Below are 14,378 nucleotides of genomic sequence, written 5' to 3'. Positions count from 1 at the left end.
CGTCGCGTCAGTGGGTCAGCTTGAGACCCACGACGCACGCCACGATGCCGAGGATCAGCGCGATCCGCAGCAGGCTCGCGGGCTCGGCTCCCGTCACCATCGCATAGCCGACGGTGAGTGCGGCGCCGAGTCCCACCCAGATCGCGTACGCGGTGCCGACGGGCAGCTCGCGGAGCGCATACGCGAGCCCCGCCATGCTCGCGATGAGCGAGACGACGAACACCGCTGAGGGAACGGGACGGGTGAACCCCTCGGAGCGGCCCAGCGCGGTGGCCCAGACGGCCTCCAACACACCCGAGACGATCAGCACGATCCACGACATGAGTGACTCCTGTGGCGTCGTCTTGTCGCGTGGCCGGGTACGTCGCTCATCGTCCGGTGCCCGATCGGGGCATCGATCCAGGGTCGCACGCGACCGCGAGGGTGGCAAGCCGTAGGCTGGTGTCAGCACACCCGACCCCCTCAGGAGACGTCATGACCCTGTCCCGCGCCGAGCTCGCCCGCTACGTCGACCACACCCTTCTCAAGCCGGAGGCGACCCCCGCCGACGTCGAGGCGCTCATCGCCGAGGGGGCCGAGTTGGGCGTGTTCTCGGTGTGCGTGTCGCCGTCGATGCTGCCGGTTCAGACGCCCGAGGGGCTCGCGGTCGCGACGGTCTGCGGCTTCCCTTCGGGCAAGCACCACTCGTCGGTCAAGGCGGCCGAGGCGGCACTGAGCATCGAGCAGGGCGCCGACGAGGTCGACATGGTGATCGACATCGCCGCCGCCCTGGCAGGCGACTTTGACGCGGTCGAGGCGGACGTGGCCGCGGTGCGCGCCGCCGTGCCCGAGGGCAAGATCCTCAAGGTGATCATCGAGTCCGCCGCGCTCACCGACGACGCGATCGTGGGGGCGTGCCGCGCCTCGGAGTCCGCGGGCGCGGACTTCGTGAAGACGTCGACCGGCTTCCACCCCGCTGGCGGCGCCTCGGTGCACGCGGTCGAGCTCATGGCGCAGACCGTGGGCGGTCGCCTGGGCATCAAGGCCTCGGGCGGCATCCGTGACGCGGCGACCGCGCTCGCGATGATCGAGGCCGGAGCAACCCGGCTGGGGCTCTCGGGCACGCGCGCGGTGCTCGACGGGACCGAGTCGACCGACGCGTACTGAGCCCGTACGGCACCTGTACTGATCCCGTACCGACGCGGGCGGGGCGGCCGGCGCCCCTCGCGCATCGGCTAGTGCGATTCTGGGTGCGGAACGGGGCCTCGCGCATCGGCTAGTGCGATTCCGCCGCGCCTCGCTGCAGCGTGGTCGCCTGTGCTCGGGTCGCCTGCGCGACCGCACCACGCGATGCGCGAAGCCGAGATCGGGCCGGATTTCCGCACCACGCTATGCGCGAGGCGGGGGAGCCGGGGGAGGCGGGGGAGGCGGGGCGCCGCTGCAGTGCGCCCCGCGCGCCCCGCGCGCCCGCCTCGCTCAGATCCCCAGCGCCGCCGTCACGTCCGCGCGCAGCTCATCCATGGTGGCCGCCGCGGTGGTGCGAGCCGCGGCGACATCGTCGCCCTCGACGGGCACGATGACCTCGAGGTAGGCCTTCACCTTGGGCTCGGTGCCCGACGGGCGCACGATTACGCGCGCGCCCGACTCCGCCGCAAGGTGAAGCCCCGTGGTCGGGGGAAGCCCCTGGAAGCCCGCCGACATGTCGTCCGTCGCGACCACGGCCGATCCCGCGAGGGTCGCGGGCGGCGCCGCCATCAGCCGCGCCATGGTCGCCGGGATCTCCGCGAGATCGGCGTAGCGGGCCGACACCTGCGACGTGAGGTACACGCCGTACGCCCGCGCGAGGTCGTCGATCGCATCGGCGAGCGTGCGGCCGCTCGCCTTGAGCTCCGCCACGAAGTCCGCGATGAGCAGGGCCGCCGAGATGCCGTCCTTGTCGCGTACGAGCTGCGGCGCCACGCAGTAGCCGAGCGCCTCCTCGTAGCCGAACACCAGGCGCGGCGTGCGCCCGATCCACTTGAAGCCCGTGAGCGTGTTCGCGTGCGCGAGGCCGTGGCGGCTCGCGATCGCGCCCAGCTGCTGCGAGGACACGATCGAGTTGGCCAGCACCTGCGAGCCGGGCGCCATGCGCAGCAGCGCGCGGTGCTCCGCGATGCGCTCGCCCAGCAGCGATCCCACGACGTCGCCGTGCAGCATCGTCCACTCGCCGTCGATGAGCGTCGCGACCGCGCAGCGGTCGGCGTCGGGGTCGTTCGCGATCACGACGTCCGCGCCCACGGACCGCGCGAGCTCGAGCGCGAGGTCGATCGCCCCCTTCTCCTCGGGGTTGGGGAAGTCGACGGTGGGGAAGTCGGGGTCGGGTTCGGCCTGTTCCGTCACGGTGTGGAGGTCGCCGAAGCCCGCGGCGCGCAGCACGCGATCGACCGTCTCGCCGCCCACCCCGTGCAGGGGAGTGAGGACGATGCGCGTGGCGGCCCGGCGCGCGGCGGTGTCGCCGCCTGCCGAGGCCTCGGGAACGAGCGCGGCGACCTGCGTCACGTACTCGTCGATGACGCCCTCGCCCAGCACGGTCCAGCCGCGATCCGCGCGCTCGACCGAGGCGACCGACTCGACGTCCGCGATCCGCGAGGCGATCTCGGCATCGTGCGGAGGCACGATCTGCGCGCCCTGACCCTCGTCGCTCACGACGCGGCCGCCCAGGTAGACCTTGTAGCCGTTGTCCTGCGGCGGGTTGTGCGACGCGGTCACCATGACCCCGGCATCGGCATCGAGGAAGCGGGTCGCGAACGCGAGCACCGGCGTGGGCAGCGTGCGCGGCAGGAGCAGCGCCTCGTGCCCCGCGGCGGTCATGACCGCCGCGGTGTCGACAGCGAAGTCGTAGCTGCCGTGGCGCGCGTCGTAGCCGATCGCCACGCGCGCTGGCCCCTCGATGCCCTGCACACCCAGCGAGTCCGTGAGGTAGCGCGCGAGCCCGGCGGCCGCGCGGATCACGACGGCACGGTTCATGCGGTTCGGGCCGGCGCCGATCTTGCCGCGCAGCCCGGCGGTGCCGAACTCGAGGAAGCCCGCGAAGCGATCCCTGAGGTCAGCGAGGGCGTCGTCGGAGCCGTCGCTCGCCGCCTCGACCACGGCGGCGAGCTCCGCGCGCGTGGTGTCGTCGGGGTCGTCGACCAGCCAGGCCTCGGCGCGTGCGATGACGTCGCTCATCACATGTCCCTCACGATCGAGGCGAGCAGGGCCGAGATGCGGGGCGCGGCCGCCTGGCCGGCGTCGAGCACCTCTTGGTGGTTGAGCGTGTCGCCGCCGATCCCGGCCGCCAGGTTGGTGACGAGCGAGAGGCCCAGCACCTCCATGCCCGCCTCGCGCGCCGCGATCGCTTCGAGCACGGTCGACATGCCCACGAGGTTCGCGCCCAGGATGGTCGCCATGCGGACCTCGGCGGGGGTTTCGTACTGCGGGCCAGTGAACTGGATGTAGATGCCGTCGGGCAGTTCGGGGTCGATCCCGCGCGCGAGGTCGCGCAGCCGCGGCGAGTACACCTGGCTCATGTCGACAAAGGTCGCGCCCTCGAGCGGCGTCGCGCCCGTGAAGTTGAGGTGGTCCTCGAGCAGGACCACGGAGCCGGGGCCCACCTCGGGTCGCGTCGAGCCGCACCCGTTCGTGAGCACCAGCTGGGTGCAGCCCGCGGCGGCGGCCATGCGGATCGCGTGCGCGACCTTGCCCGCATCGCGCACCTGGTAGTAGTGCTGCCGCGCACCGAGCACCAGCACGCGCTTGCCGTTCGGCGTGATGAGCGAACGGAAGATCGGGTGGTGTCCGGGGACGGTGTGGGCGTCGAAGCCGGGGATGTCGGCGGCGTCCACGCGGCCCGCCTCCTCGCCGATGAGGTCGGCCGCGCCGCCCCATCCGGAGCCCAGGACCAGGGCGATGTCGTGCGTGTCGACGCCGGTCGCGGCGGCGAGCGTGGCCGCGGCCTCCGCGGCGAATTCGGTGGCGGTAGTCATGCTGACGAGCCTAGTCCCGGCGGCGGGCGACGGTGGGGTCCGCGACCGGCGTGCGAAGCGGTAAGAATGGAGGCATGTCCCCTCGCGTCGTGATTGTTGGCGGCGGTCCGGGCGGCTATGAGGCGGCCCTGGTGGCCGCCAAGGCAGGGGCCCAGGTGACGCTCGTCGAGCGCCAGGGTCTCGGCGGAAATGCCGTCCTCACCGACGTTGTCCCCTCGAAAACCGTGATCGCCACCGCGGAGTGGCTCACCATCGCGGGCCGTGCCCCCGAACTCGGCATCCGTCGCCCCGACGGCGGCGATCTCACCGAGTCGCTCACCGTCGACATGGAGTGCGTCAACGCGCGCATCAAGACCCTGGTGCGCAAGCAGTCTTCCGACATCGCGGCGCGGCTCGAGCGCGACGGCGTGCGGGTGATCGAGGGCCGCGCGCGGCTCGCCGGGCCGCAGCGGGTCGAGGTCGGGGACGATGCCCTGGACGCCGATGCCGTCCTGCTGGCCGTGGGCGCGCGTCCTCGCGTCGTGGCGGGCTGTGAGCCCGACGGCGAGCGCGTGCTCACGTGGACGCAGCTGTACGACCTTACCGAGGTGCCCGAGCGGCTGATCGTGGTCGGCTCGGGAGTCACGGGCGCTGAGTTCGCGGGGGCATACGGCCTCCTCGGCAGCGACGTGACGCTCGTCGCGTCGGGCGACAGGCTCCTGCCCCACGAGGACCCCGAGGCCTCGGCGCACCTCAACCAGGTGTTCCGCGACCGCGGCATGACGGTCGTGGGTGGCCGCGCGTCGACCGTGCGCAACACGGGAGCCGGCGTCGAGGTCTCGCTCGAGGACGGCCGCGTGCTCGAGGGCAGCCATGCGCTCATGGCCGTGGGGTCGGTGCCCAACACCGAGGACCTGGGCCTCGCCGAGGCGGGCGTCGAGGTCGACTCCCGCGGCCTCATCAAGGTCGACCGCGTGAGCCGCACCACTGCGAGGGGCGTGTACGCCGCGGGCGACTGCACGGGCGTGCTGCCGCTGGCCTCGGTCGCGGCGACGCAGGGACGCATCGCGATGGCGCATGCGCTCGGCGATGCCGTCACGCCGATCGACCTCAACCTGGTCGCCTCGAACGTCTTCACGGTGCCCGAGATCGCGTCGGTGGGGGCGAGCGAGCAGGAGCTCAAGGAGCGGGGCATCTTCTACGAGGTGTCCCGGCTGGACCTCAAGGGCAACCCGCGCGCCAAGATGCTCGGCATCGACGAGGGCTTCGTCAAGGTCTTCGGCCACACCATCACGGGCCAGGTCTTCGGTGCCGTGGTCGTGGGCCCTCGCGCGAGCGAGCACATCTTCCCGCTGTCACTCGCGGTGGCGCAGCACCTCACGGTCGACGCCGTCGCGAGCGCGTTCACGGTCTACCCGTCGCTCACGGGCACCGTGTCGGAGGCGGCACGTCGCCTCCACCGCGTCACCGCCGTGGAGTAGCGGGCGCGGAGCAGCGGACGCGAGGCCCCTAGGAGGCGTCGACGATGTCGCAGATCGCGGTGCCGGCGGTCACGCCGGCGCCGACGGTCGCGGAGAGCGAGCGCACCACGCCCGCGCGGTGCGCCGTGAGCGGCTGCTCCATCTTCATGGCCTCGAGCACGACCACGAGGTCGCCCTCGGCCACGGTGTTGCCCTCGGCCACGGCGACCTTGACGATGGTCCCCTGCATGGGCGACGACAGGGTCGCCCCGGATGCGGCGCGCGACGGCCCGCCGTTGCCCGCGCGGCGTAGCGGACGCCTGCCCGCCGTGCGCGCTCCAGCCCGGCCCGCCTGCGCAAGCGAGGCGGGCAGCACGACCTCGAGGCGCTTGCCGCCCACCTCGACGATCACCCGCTCGACAGCCTCCGCGGGAGCCTCGTCCTGCTGGGGCGCCGCGGGTGCCAGGGCGGCCACGGCATCGGCGAATCCGGACTCGATCCACGTGGTGTAGACGCGGAAGCCGCCGATCGCGGTGAACTCGGGCGCGTCGAGCACGGCGCGGTGGAACGGGAGCACGGTGGGGATGCCCTCGACGGTCATCTCCGCGAGGGCGCGGCGCGCGCGGGCGAGCGCCTGGTCGCGGGTCGCGCCCGTGACGATCACCTTCGCGATCATCGAGTCGAAGTTGCCCGACACGGTGTCACCCTCGGCGACGCCCGCGTCGACGCGCACGCCGGGACCGCTCGGGAAGCGCAGGGTCGTGAGGCGGCCGGGCGCCGGCATGAAGCCGTTCGCGGGGTCCTCGCCGTTGATGCGGAACTCGATCGAGTGGCCGCGCACCTCGGGCGCGAGGTGCGCGATCGAGCCGCCCGCCGCGATGCGGAACTGCTCGAGCACGAGGTCGATCCCGGTGACCTCCTCGGTCACGGGGTGTTCGACCTGGAGGCGCGTGTTGACCTCGAGGAAGCTGATGGTGCCGTCGATGCCCACGAGGAACTCGCATGTGCCAGCGCCCAGGTAGCCCGCCTCGGTGAGGATCGCCTCGGACGCCGCGACCAGGCGCGCGTTCTGCTCGTCGGTGAGGAAGGGCGCGGGCGCCTCCTCGACCAGCTTCTGGTGGCGGCGCTGCAGCGAGCAGTCACGCGTCGAGATCACCTTGACGTTGCCGTGTGCGTCGGCGAGGCACTGGGTCTCGACGTGGCGCGGGTGGTCGAGGAAGCGCTCGACGAAGCACTCGCCGCGACCGAAGGCCGCGACGGCCTCGCGCGTCGCCGAGTCGAACAGTTCGGGGATCTCCTCGAGGGTGCGGGCGACCTTGAGGCCGCGTCCGCCGCCGCCGAAGGCGGCCTTGATCGCGACGGGAAGGCCGTGCTCGGTGGCGAATGCCACGACCTCGTCGGCCGTCTCGACCGGGTCGGGGGTGCCAGGCACCAGCGGGGCGCCGGCGCGCTGCGCGATGTGGCGCGCGCTGACCTTGTCGCCCAGCGCGTCGATCGCGTCGGGGGAGGGGCCGATCCACGTGAGCCCGGCGTCGATCACGGCGCGCGCGAAGTCAGAGTTCTCGGCGAGGAAGCCGTAGCCCGGGTGGACGGCCTCGGCGCCCGAGCGGCGCGCGACGTCGATGAGTGCCTCGATGTCGAGGTACGTCTCGCGCGCGGTCGAGCCGCCCAGCGCGAAGGCCTCGTCGGCGAGGGACACGTGGGGCGCGTCGCGGTCGGGATCCGCGTAGACGGCGATCGAGCGCAGGCCCGCATCGGCGCATGCGCGGATGATGCGAACCGCGATCTCGCCGCGATTCGCGACCAGGACGGAGGAGAAGGCAGTCACCCCGAAACCGTAGCGCGGGCATCACCGGGGAGTGCCTCGCCGGGCGCGGCACGGGCCAAGACTGTGCCGGGCGACAGGTGGGGCGGGCCCGTTTTGTGGGATAGGTACAAAGTCCCGGGGGACGATGCCCTGCCAGGGGTCCGGTCGTTGTGTCGCCTCTACAAAGGGCGGGGTGGTGCCGGGCGCCGGCGCTCAGGCGCGCAGGTCGTGAAAGGCCACGCCGAGTTCGAGGAGCAGCTCGCGCACGAGGGGCAGGCTCACGCCGACCACGCCGTGATAGTCGCCCTCGATCGCCTCGACGTACGGGCCACCGAGGCCATCGACGGTGAACGCGCCGGCGACGCGCAGCGGCTCACCCGTGGCGACGTAGGCCTCGATCTCCGCGTCGCTGAGCGAGGCGAATCGCACCACGGTCGACGACGTCGCGCCGAGCGTGGCTCCCGTCCCGCTCTCGCGATCATCGACGATCCAGTGGCCGGTGTGGAGCACGCCGGTGCGGCCGCGCATCGCGTGCCAGCGGGAGATCGCGGTCGCGGCGTCGGCGGGCTTGCCCAGGATGTCGCCGTCGAGTTCGAGCATCGAGTCGCAGCCGAGCACGATCGCCTCGGTCGCATGCGCGGCGGCCACGTCCTCGGCCTTGGCACGCGCGAGCACGAGCACCGCGTCGGCGGGCTCGAGTTCGCCCCAGCCCGCGGCCGCGTGGGAGTCCCGCGCGGCCGCAAGCGCGGCGTCCTCGTCGACCTCGCTCACGATCACCCGCGGCTCGACGCCGGCCGATCTCAGGGTCGACAGCCGGGCGGGGGACTGAGAGGCGAGCACGAGGGGGACGGGCATGCCGCGAGCCTAACGGGCGGCGACCACGGCATCGTCCTCCTCCTGCTCCTGCTCCTGCTCGGCGGCGGCGAGGGACTTGTCCCCGCGCGGCAGGGCCACGAGCATGAGCACCGCCGTTGCGGCGGCGATGATCGCGGAGATCAGCATCGCGTGCTGGTTGGCGTCCATGAACGCGGCCCGCGCGGCCTCCGCGATCGCGGCGCCCGCGGGACCCATCTGATCCGTCACGGCGAGAGCGCCGGCCAACGAGTCCTCGACCACGCGCGCGGCCTCGCCGGGCAGCTGGGCCGCGACGTCGCCGATGTTCGCGGTGTAGGCGTTCGCGATCATCGAGCCGAGCACCGCGATGCCGAGCGAGGCGCCCAGCTCGCGCGTGGTGTCGTTCATCGCGGAGCCCATGCCCGACCGGTTACGCGGCACGGAGGCCATGAGCAGGTTGGTCGCGGGTGTCATGACCATCGCCATGCCGAGCGTGATGGTGCTCATCGCCAGCAGGAAGTCCCAGTATGAGGGCACCGTGGGCCACGTGGTCATCAGCAGGAAGCCGCCCGCGATGAGCACCAGTCCGGGCACGACCGTCCAGCGCGTGCCGACCCTCTCGACGAGTCGGGGGATCATGGGCCCGATGATCATCATCGGCAGCATCGAGGGGATGAACGCGAGCGAGGTCGCGAGCGCGTCGTACCCCATGACGAGCTGGAAGATCTGGGTCATGCCGAAGAACGCGCCCATCATCGCGAAGAACGTCAGCGTGACCGAGACCACGGACAGCGTGAAGCGCGACCGGCGGAACAGTGACAGGTCCAGCAGCGGGAAGCGCGCACGGCGCTCCCACGCGATGAAGGCCGCGAGGGCGAGCGCGGCGGCGACCGCGGCGGCCACCGTGAGGGGCTCGTCGAAGCCGTGCGACGGCGCCTCCATGATCGTGTAGACCAGCCCCGCGAGGGCGATCGTCACGAGCGCGCCACCCACCCAGTCGACAGGCGTGCGCTTCTCGTCGACCGACTCGGGCACGATCACCTGCGCGACGACGAGCGACACGATGCCGAACACGGCCCCCAGCAGGAACGCGGAGTGCCAGTCGAAGAAGTGCAGCAGCACGCCCGTCAGCACCGAGCCGATCATCATGCCCACGCCCGCCACGGCGGACCAGATCGCGATCGCCCTGGGCCGCTCGCGCGACGGGAACACCACGTTGACGAGCGACAGCGTGGTGGGCATCACGAGGGCGCCGCCAACTCCCATCACCGCGCGCGAGGCGATGAGCTCCGCGCCAGTGGTCGCGAAGAACGGCGCGTAGATCGACGCCGCCACGAAGATGACGAGGCCGATCATCATGACGCGCTTGCGACCGTAGCGGTCCGCGATCGCGGCGGCGATGAAGAGTAGCGCCGCGAACACGAGCGCGAAGGCTTCGACGACCCACGTGAGCTGGAGCTGGGTGAGTTCGAAGTCGACGGCGATGTCGGGCAGGGCCAAATTGAGGCTCATGTTCGCGATCATCGCGGTCATCAGCCCGAGGCAGAGCGTGGCCAGGATGGCCCAGCGGCGGCGGAAGGTGGACTCCGAGATGCCCTCGGCCAGGGCGTCGTCGAGGCGCGCGCGGGCGGCGTCGGGTGCGGACACGGGTGCTCCTTGAAAGGATGGGGGTGGGGCCCGCACCGTCGCGGGGGGACGCGGTCAGGATAGTTCACGTGAAGTGTAGAATCAAGGGGTGAGAATGGAGCGCGACCGACTCGTGCGCGAGGTCCTGGATCTGCAGGGCGTGCTCGCGCGCCGCGCGATCGGCGAGCAGGCCGACATGGTCGACGACGCTCACCTGACCCTGGGTCAGTTGCGCACGATGCTCGTGGTCCACACGCATGAGCCGTGCCCGACGTCTCTCGTCGCCCGTCTGGTGGGGTTGCGCCCCAACGTCGCCACCGGGGTGATCCAGAGGCTCGTCGAACGCGGCTGGATCGCGCGCGAGTCGGATCCCGACGATGGCCGCGTGAGGCTGCTCCGCCTGACCGCTGAGGGTGAGGAGTTCGTGGCCGACGTGGTCCGTGCCGCCGAGCGCCAGCACGAGAAGCACCTTCGCCTCCTGGACGCCGATCAGCTGGCGCAGTTGCGGGCGATCCTGCAGACGCTCGTGGGCGCGCCCGAGAACTCGGACAAACAGCCTGAATAGCCCCGCTATAGTGGGATTCGCCGGGGGCGGCCAACGGCGGATGTGGGGGGCCAGCGTGACCGATCGAGACGCGTTACTCGACGCGACCTGTGATGACCTGCTGACGTTCCTGCGCCGCAGCGTGCCCCGCACCGCGGAGACCGTGTCGAGCATGGGCCTCACGCTGCATCAGTTTCGCGCCCTCGTGATCCTCTTCGCCGACGAGGGCTGCACGACCACCGACATGGCCGATGCCGTGGGCGTCCACCCCTCGGTGGCGACGGGAATCGTCCAGCGCATGGTGCAGCGGGGACTCTTCGAGCGTCGCGAGGACGCGTCCGACCGCCGCATCCGCCGCCTCAGCCTTACGCCGGAGGGAAGGGCCCTCGCGGAGGAGGTCGTGGGCACGGCACGCGCGCAGCGCCGCCACCAGCTCGAGACTCTCGACGACTCGAGGCTCGAGGCACTGCGAGGCATCCTCGGCGAGCTCATCGCGGGGCTCGACCGCACCCGCGTTCCCGTCTGAGGCCGGCGTCCCGGCCGATCTCGAGCGCGGCCTTCCACGTCGCGGGGAGCTCCCGCGCGTATCCGATCGCGGTGTGGCGGCGCACGAGCACCGGCGCGTGCGCACCCTGAGCATCGAGCCCCACGCTGCGACACAGCCACATCGCGCGCGGTAGGTGAAACTCCTGCGAACACACGATCGCGTCCGTGAGCCCCAGGTCGAGCGCGCCCAGCGCCGACGCCCGCGTGTCGTGGCCGGCGCCGTCGAGCGTGATCGCCTCGGCAGGCACCCCCAGCGCGAGAGCGGTGCGCCACATCGCCGCCGTCTCGTCGAGACCCTCGCGGTTGTGGGCGGCGCCGGTCATGACGAGCAGCGGCACGAGCCCGCGGTGATACAGCGAGGCGGCGACCTCGACGCGTTCGCGCAGGAAGCGGGACGGCCGTCCGTCCGGCCATACGCGCGCACCCAGCACCAGAGCGGCGCCGGCGGGGCGCAGCAGCGTCGAGTTCGCCGGGTGGAGGCGACCGCGCGCCGATGCTCTGGCATAGACCTGCGGGGCAGCCAGGACCGCGGCGGCGGCCGCCACGGTCGCGGTCCCTACCCTCATCGGAGCGAGTGCCGCCAGGAGTCCGCGCCGCGGGCGAGCGGGAACGTCGCCCGGTGCCCGCGCATCGTCCTCGAGCGGTCCATCCAGGCGGACAGCGGATTGCCCGGCTCGTCGGCGTCGGCGGCGGCAGCCGACGCCATGGCCGCCATGCCGGCGACCAGTGCGGCGAGTTCGGCCTCGTCGGGGGCGCCGCGGACGACGCGCAAGCCGGACTCGCGCGCCGCGGACTCGGCCTCGCTCACAGCGGGATGTTCCCGTGCTTCTTGGGGGGCAGCGAGGCACGCTTGGTGCGCAGCGCGCGCAGCGCACGCACCACCTCGGCGCGCGTCTGGGACGGCTCGATCACGGCGTCGACGTAGCCGCGGTCGGCGGCGTCGTATGGATTGACGATCCTGTCCTCGTAGTCCTCGACCAGCGCCTGGCGCTCGGCCTCGACGTCGCCGCCCTTCGCGTCGACGTCGGCGAGCGTGCGGCGGTGAAGGATGTTGACCGCCCCGCCCGCGCCCATGACCGCGATCTGTGCGGTGGGCCATGCGAGGTTGACGTCCGCGCCCAGCTGCTTCGACGCCATCACGATGTACGCGCCGCCGTAGGCCTTGCGCGTGATGACGGTGATGAGCGGCACGGTGGCCTCTGCGTACGCGTAGATGAGCTTCGCGCCGCGGCGGATGATGCCCTGGTGCTCCTGGTTGACGCCAGGCAGGAAGCCCGGCACGTCCACGAGCGTGAGAATCGGGATGTTGAACGCGTCGCACGTGCGCACGAACCGCGCTGCCTTCTCCGAGGCATTGATGTCGAGTGTGCCCGCCATCTGCATCGGCTGATTGGCGACGATGCCCACGGCGTGACCCTCGACATGCGCGAAGCCGACGACGACGTTCGGCGCGAACAACGGCTGGATCTCGAGGAAGGCGCCGTCGTCGACGACCGCCTCGATGAGCCGCGTCATGTCGTAGGGCTGGTTGTCCGAGTCGGGGACCAGCGTGTCGAGGGCGAGATCCGCATCCGAGGGCTCGAGGTCGTGCTCGTGGTCCCACACGGGAGGGTCGGCGAGGTTGTTCTGCGGCAGGTACTGCAGGAGGTGCTGGACGTACTCGATCGCGTCGTCCTCGTCCTGCGCCAGGTAGTGCGCGACGCCCGAGGTGGCGTTGTGCGTCTGACCGCCGCCGAGCTCCTCGAAGGTCACGTCCTCGCCGGTCACCGAGCGGATCACGTCGGGGCCGGTGATGAACATCTGGGACGTGCCGTCGGCCATGACGATGAAGTCGGTGAGCGCGGGGGAGTACACCGCGCCGCCCGCGGAGGGGCCGAGGATGATCGAGATCTGCGGGATCACGCCCGAGGCCGCGACGTTGCGGCGGAAGATCTCGGCGAACTGGGTGAGGGCCGCGACGCCCTCCTGAATGCGCGCGCCGCCGCCGTCGGAGATGCCGATGAGCGGCACGCCGGTGCGCAGCGCGAAGTCCTGAATCTTGGCGATCTTCTGGCCGTGGACCTCGCCCAGCGAGCCGCCGAACACCGTGAAGTCCTGCGAGTACACCGCGACCTGGCGGCCGTCGATCGTGCCATACCCGGTCACGACGCCGTCGCCGAAGGGGCGCGAGCGATCGAGGCCGAAGTTGCGTGAGCGGTGACGCGCGAGGCGGTCGAGCTCCGTGAACGAGCCGGGGTCAAGCAGCTGATCGATGCGCTCGCGGGCGGTCTTCTTTCCGCGCGCGTGCTGCTTCTCTTGCGCCGCCTGCTCCGGCACGGTGACGGCGGCGTCGACCTTGCGGCGCAGGTCGTCGAGCGCCGACTGGGTGGTCTTCGCTGGCCTCATCGGGGACACGGTTCTCCTTGCGTAGCGGACGCCCGCTAGCCTAGCCCGGTGAGCACGCCAGGCGCCGACGAGACCGCGCGCTCGCGTCGCCCCCTCACCGCCGCGTCTCTCGCGGGGCTCGTCCCCGCGACGCTGGCACGCCTCGAGGTGCTGCCAACCTCGGCCTCGACGAACACCAGGCTGCTCGACCTCGTGGCCCGCGATGGAGACGAGTGGCCGCACCTCAGCGTCCTCATCGCCGACCACCAGACGGCCGGCCGCGGGCGCGCCGGACGCGCGTGGGTGACGCCGCGCGGCGCGGCCCTCACGGCATCGTTCCTCATCAGGCCCGACCACGTGGATCGTGCCGACTACGGCTGGGCACCCCTCGTGGCTGGCCTCGCGACCGTGCGCGCGCTGCGGCGCGTGGGAGTGGGCGCGTGGCTCAAGTGGCCCAACGACGTGGTCGTCGAGGCGGGGGTGCGCGACATCGCGGGCTGGGGCAGGTGGCGCAAGTGCGTGGGCATCCTGTGTGAGGCCGTGCCGGGGGACGATGCCCTGGTCGCCGGAATCGGCATCAACGTCTCGCAGTCTCCCGCGGAGCTGCCGGTGCCTCACGCGGCGTCGCTCGCCACGCTCGGTGCCACGGCGCTGGACCGGCCGACCCTCGCGGGACTGCTCGCGGCCGAGCTGAGGGACGCCGTCGCCCAGTGGCAGGCGGGGGCCGACATCCGCGGCGAGGTCGAGCGGGTCACCGCGACGCTCGGATGGGACGTCGCGGTCGAAGTTCCCGACGGCGAGCCGATCACGGGCCGCGCCACGGGGCTGACCGAATCCGGCGCGCTCGTCGTGCGCACCGCGGCGGGCACCGACCGCGTGGTCTTCGCCGGAGACGTGCGCGTGCGGCGGAGCTAGGCTCACGGGCCGGCGCCCCGCCGTTGGTCACGAACCGATAACGGAACGGTCACGGGCCGGTCGCGCCCGCACAGGTTGTGCGCGCCAACCGACAGGTTGTGCGCCCACCCGTAGACCGCCGTCGCGGCGCTGATTGACTGCCGTTCAGCACCCCGACGGCCCGATTCGAGCGCACGACCGCAGGCGGCATGACAGCGATGTGATGACCCCCGCGGTGCGGCACCTCGATCGAGACGTGCGAGTGCGAGCCACGGCCGCGGATGACGCAGCCATCGATCCAGCTCTGCTGGTCACTGAGGAGAAACCGATGCAGTCAACGA

Annotated in this window: 14 protein-coding genes and 1 riboswitch; of the genes, 5 read left to right on the top strand and 9 right to left on the bottom strand. The window is 72.0% G+C overall.

The window, feature by feature from the left end; translation table 11 throughout:
- Window positions 1-7: 7 nt before the first annotated feature.
- A complete protein-coding gene (locus ABEA62_RS02140; RefSeq protein WP_286213898.1) occupies window positions 8-322 on the bottom strand; it encodes a DMT family transporter in 315 nt (104 codons plus the stop codon).
- 11 nt (window positions 323-333) lie between these two features.
- Window positions 334-398, bottom strand: a riboswitch (guanidine-III (ykkC-III) riboswitch).
- A gap of 76 nt (window positions 399-474) precedes the next feature.
- Between ABEA62_RS02140 and deoC the strand changes: the two genes are divergently transcribed.
- Complete coding sequence (gene deoC, locus ABEA62_RS02135) at window positions 475-1,146, top strand: deoxyribose-phosphate aldolase (protein WP_286213897.1); 672 nt, start codon at window positions 475-477, stop codon at window positions 1,144-1,146.
- Between the two features lie 309 nt (window positions 1,147-1,455).
- Here the strand turns inward: deoC and ABEA62_RS02130 are convergent, their stop codons facing one another.
- Complete coding sequence (locus ABEA62_RS02130; RefSeq protein WP_345378334.1) at window positions 1,456-3,186, bottom strand: phospho-sugar mutase; 1,731 nt, start codon at window positions 3,184-3,186, stop codon at window positions 1,456-1,458.
- Window positions 3,186-3,983, bottom strand: a complete 798-nt coding sequence (locus ABEA62_RS02125) for a purine-nucleoside phosphorylase (RefSeq protein ID WP_286213896.1) — start codon at window positions 3,981-3,983, stop codon at window positions 3,186-3,188. The genes ABEA62_RS02130 and ABEA62_RS02125 overlap by 1 nt, the downstream gene beginning before the upstream one ends.
- A gap of 74 nt (window positions 3,984-4,057) precedes the next feature.
- On the opposite strand from ABEA62_RS02125, the gene ABEA62_RS02120 reads away from it, so the two are divergent.
- Window positions 4,058-5,443: an NAD(P)H-quinone dehydrogenase gene (locus tag ABEA62_RS02120; protein WP_286213895.1), complete on the top strand. Its 1,386-nt coding sequence runs from the start codon at window positions 4,058-4,060 to the stop codon at window positions 5,441-5,443.
- Between the two features lie 28 nt (window positions 5,444-5,471).
- Here ABEA62_RS02120 and ABEA62_RS02115 read toward each other — a convergent pair whose 3' ends face one another.
- From ABEA62_RS02115 to ABEA62_RS02105, 3 genes are all read right to left on the bottom strand, one after another.
- The gene (locus tag ABEA62_RS02115; protein WP_286213893.1) at window positions 5,472-7,250 is read right to left on the bottom strand and encodes an acetyl/propionyl/methylcrotonyl-CoA carboxylase subunit alpha; all 1,779 of its coding nucleotides are present in this window, start codon (window positions 7,248-7,250) and stop codon (window positions 5,472-5,474) included.
- Between the two features lie 192 nt (window positions 7,251-7,442).
- Entirely contained in the window at window positions 7,443-8,084 is a 642-nt protein-coding gene (locus tag ABEA62_RS02110; protein ID WP_286213892.1) for a Maf family protein, read from the bottom strand.
- Window positions 8,085-8,093: 9 nt separating this feature from the next.
- Window positions 8,094-9,710, bottom strand: a complete 1,617-nt coding sequence (locus tag ABEA62_RS02105; protein WP_286213891.1) for an MFS transporter — start codon at window positions 9,708-9,710, stop codon at window positions 8,094-8,096.
- A gap of 94 nt (window positions 9,711-9,804) precedes the next feature.
- Between ABEA62_RS02105 and ABEA62_RS02100 the strand changes: the two genes are divergently transcribed.
- Both ABEA62_RS02100 and ABEA62_RS02095 read left to right on the top strand, forming a co-directional pair.
- Window positions 9,805-10,254, top strand: a complete 450-nt coding sequence (locus ABEA62_RS02100) for a MarR family winged helix-turn-helix transcriptional regulator (protein ID WP_286216717.1) — start codon at window positions 9,805-9,807, stop codon at window positions 10,252-10,254.
- A gap of 55 nt (window positions 10,255-10,309) precedes the next feature.
- On the top strand, window positions 10,310-10,759 hold the full coding sequence (locus ABEA62_RS02095) for a MarR family winged helix-turn-helix transcriptional regulator (protein ID WP_286213890.1): 450 nt from the start codon (window positions 10,310-10,312) through the stop codon (window positions 10,757-10,759).
- On the opposite strand, the gene ABEA62_RS02090 is transcribed toward ABEA62_RS02095, so the two are convergent.
- The 3 genes from ABEA62_RS02090 to ABEA62_RS02080 are packed head-to-tail and all read right to left on the bottom strand — an operon-like array spanning window position 10,722 to window position 13,164.
- A complete protein-coding gene (locus tag ABEA62_RS02090) occupies window positions 10,722-11,345 on the bottom strand; it encodes a SanA/YdcF family protein (RefSeq protein WP_345378327.1) in 624 nt (207 codons plus the stop codon). The genes ABEA62_RS02095 and ABEA62_RS02090 overlap by 38 nt on opposite strands.
- Window positions 11,342-11,587, bottom strand: coding sequence for an acyl-CoA carboxylase subunit epsilon (locus tag ABEA62_RS02085; protein WP_286213887.1), 246 nt, complete (start codon window positions 11,585-11,587; stop codon window positions 11,342-11,344). Before ABEA62_RS02085 ends, ABEA62_RS02090 begins: the two co-directional genes overlap by 4 nt.
- A complete protein-coding gene (locus ABEA62_RS02080; protein ID WP_345378325.1) occupies window positions 11,584-13,164 on the bottom strand; it encodes an acyl-CoA carboxylase subunit beta in 1,581 nt (526 codons plus the stop codon). The genes ABEA62_RS02085 and ABEA62_RS02080 overlap by 4 nt, the downstream gene beginning before the upstream one ends.
- A gap of 48 nt (window positions 13,165-13,212) precedes the next feature.
- Here ABEA62_RS02080 and ABEA62_RS02075 point away from each other — a divergent pair, with 48 nt between their 5' ends.
- Window positions 13,213-14,058: a biotin--[acetyl-CoA-carboxylase] ligase gene (locus tag ABEA62_RS02075; RefSeq protein WP_345378323.1), complete on the top strand. Its 846-nt coding sequence runs from the start codon at window positions 13,213-13,215 to the stop codon at window positions 14,056-14,058.
- Window positions 14,059-14,378 lie beyond the last annotated feature (320 nt).

The sequence above is a fragment of the Demequina sediminis genome (assembly GCF_039545075.1).
Classification (GTDB): domain Bacteria; phylum Actinomycetota; class Actinomycetes; order Actinomycetales; family Demequinaceae; genus Demequina; species Demequina sediminis.
This window is presented reverse-complemented; position numbering and strand designations above follow the sequence as displayed.

Bases quoted from the DNA above. Each gene is read 5' to 3' on its own strand.
- ABEA62_RS02140 (WP_286213898.1), bottom strand. From the start codon at position 322: ATGTCGTGGATCGTGCTGATCGTCTCGGGTGTGTTGGAGGCCGTCTGG.
- deoC (WP_286213897.1), top strand. From the start codon at position 475: ATGACCCTGTCCCGCGCCGAGCTCGCCCGCTACGTCGACCACACCCTT.
- ABEA62_RS02130 (WP_345378334.1), bottom strand. From the start codon at position 3,186: ATGAGCGACGTCATCGCACGCGCCGAGGCCTGGCTGGTCGACGACCCC.
- ABEA62_RS02125 (WP_286213896.1), bottom strand. From the start codon at position 3,983: ATGACTACCGCCACCGAATTCGCCGCGGAGGCCGCGGCCACGCTCGCC.
- ABEA62_RS02120 (WP_286213895.1), top strand. From the start codon at position 4,058: ATGTCCCCTCGCGTCGTGATTGTTGGCGGCGGTCCGGGCGGCTATGAG.
- ABEA62_RS02110 (WP_286213892.1), bottom strand. From the start codon at position 8,084: ATGCCCGTCCCCCTCGTGCTCGCCTCTCAGTCCCCCGCCCGGCTGTCG.
- ABEA62_RS02100 (WP_286216717.1), top strand. From the start codon at position 9,805: ATGGAGCGCGACCGACTCGTGCGCGAGGTCCTGGATCTGCAGGGCGTG.
- ABEA62_RS02090 (WP_345378327.1), bottom strand. From the start codon at position 11,345: ATGAGGGTAGGGACCGCGACCGTGGCGGCCGCCGCCGCGGTCCTGGCT.
- ABEA62_RS02080 (WP_345378325.1), bottom strand. From the start codon at position 13,164: ATGAGGCCAGCGAAGACCACCCAGTCGGCGCTCGACGACCTGCGCCGC.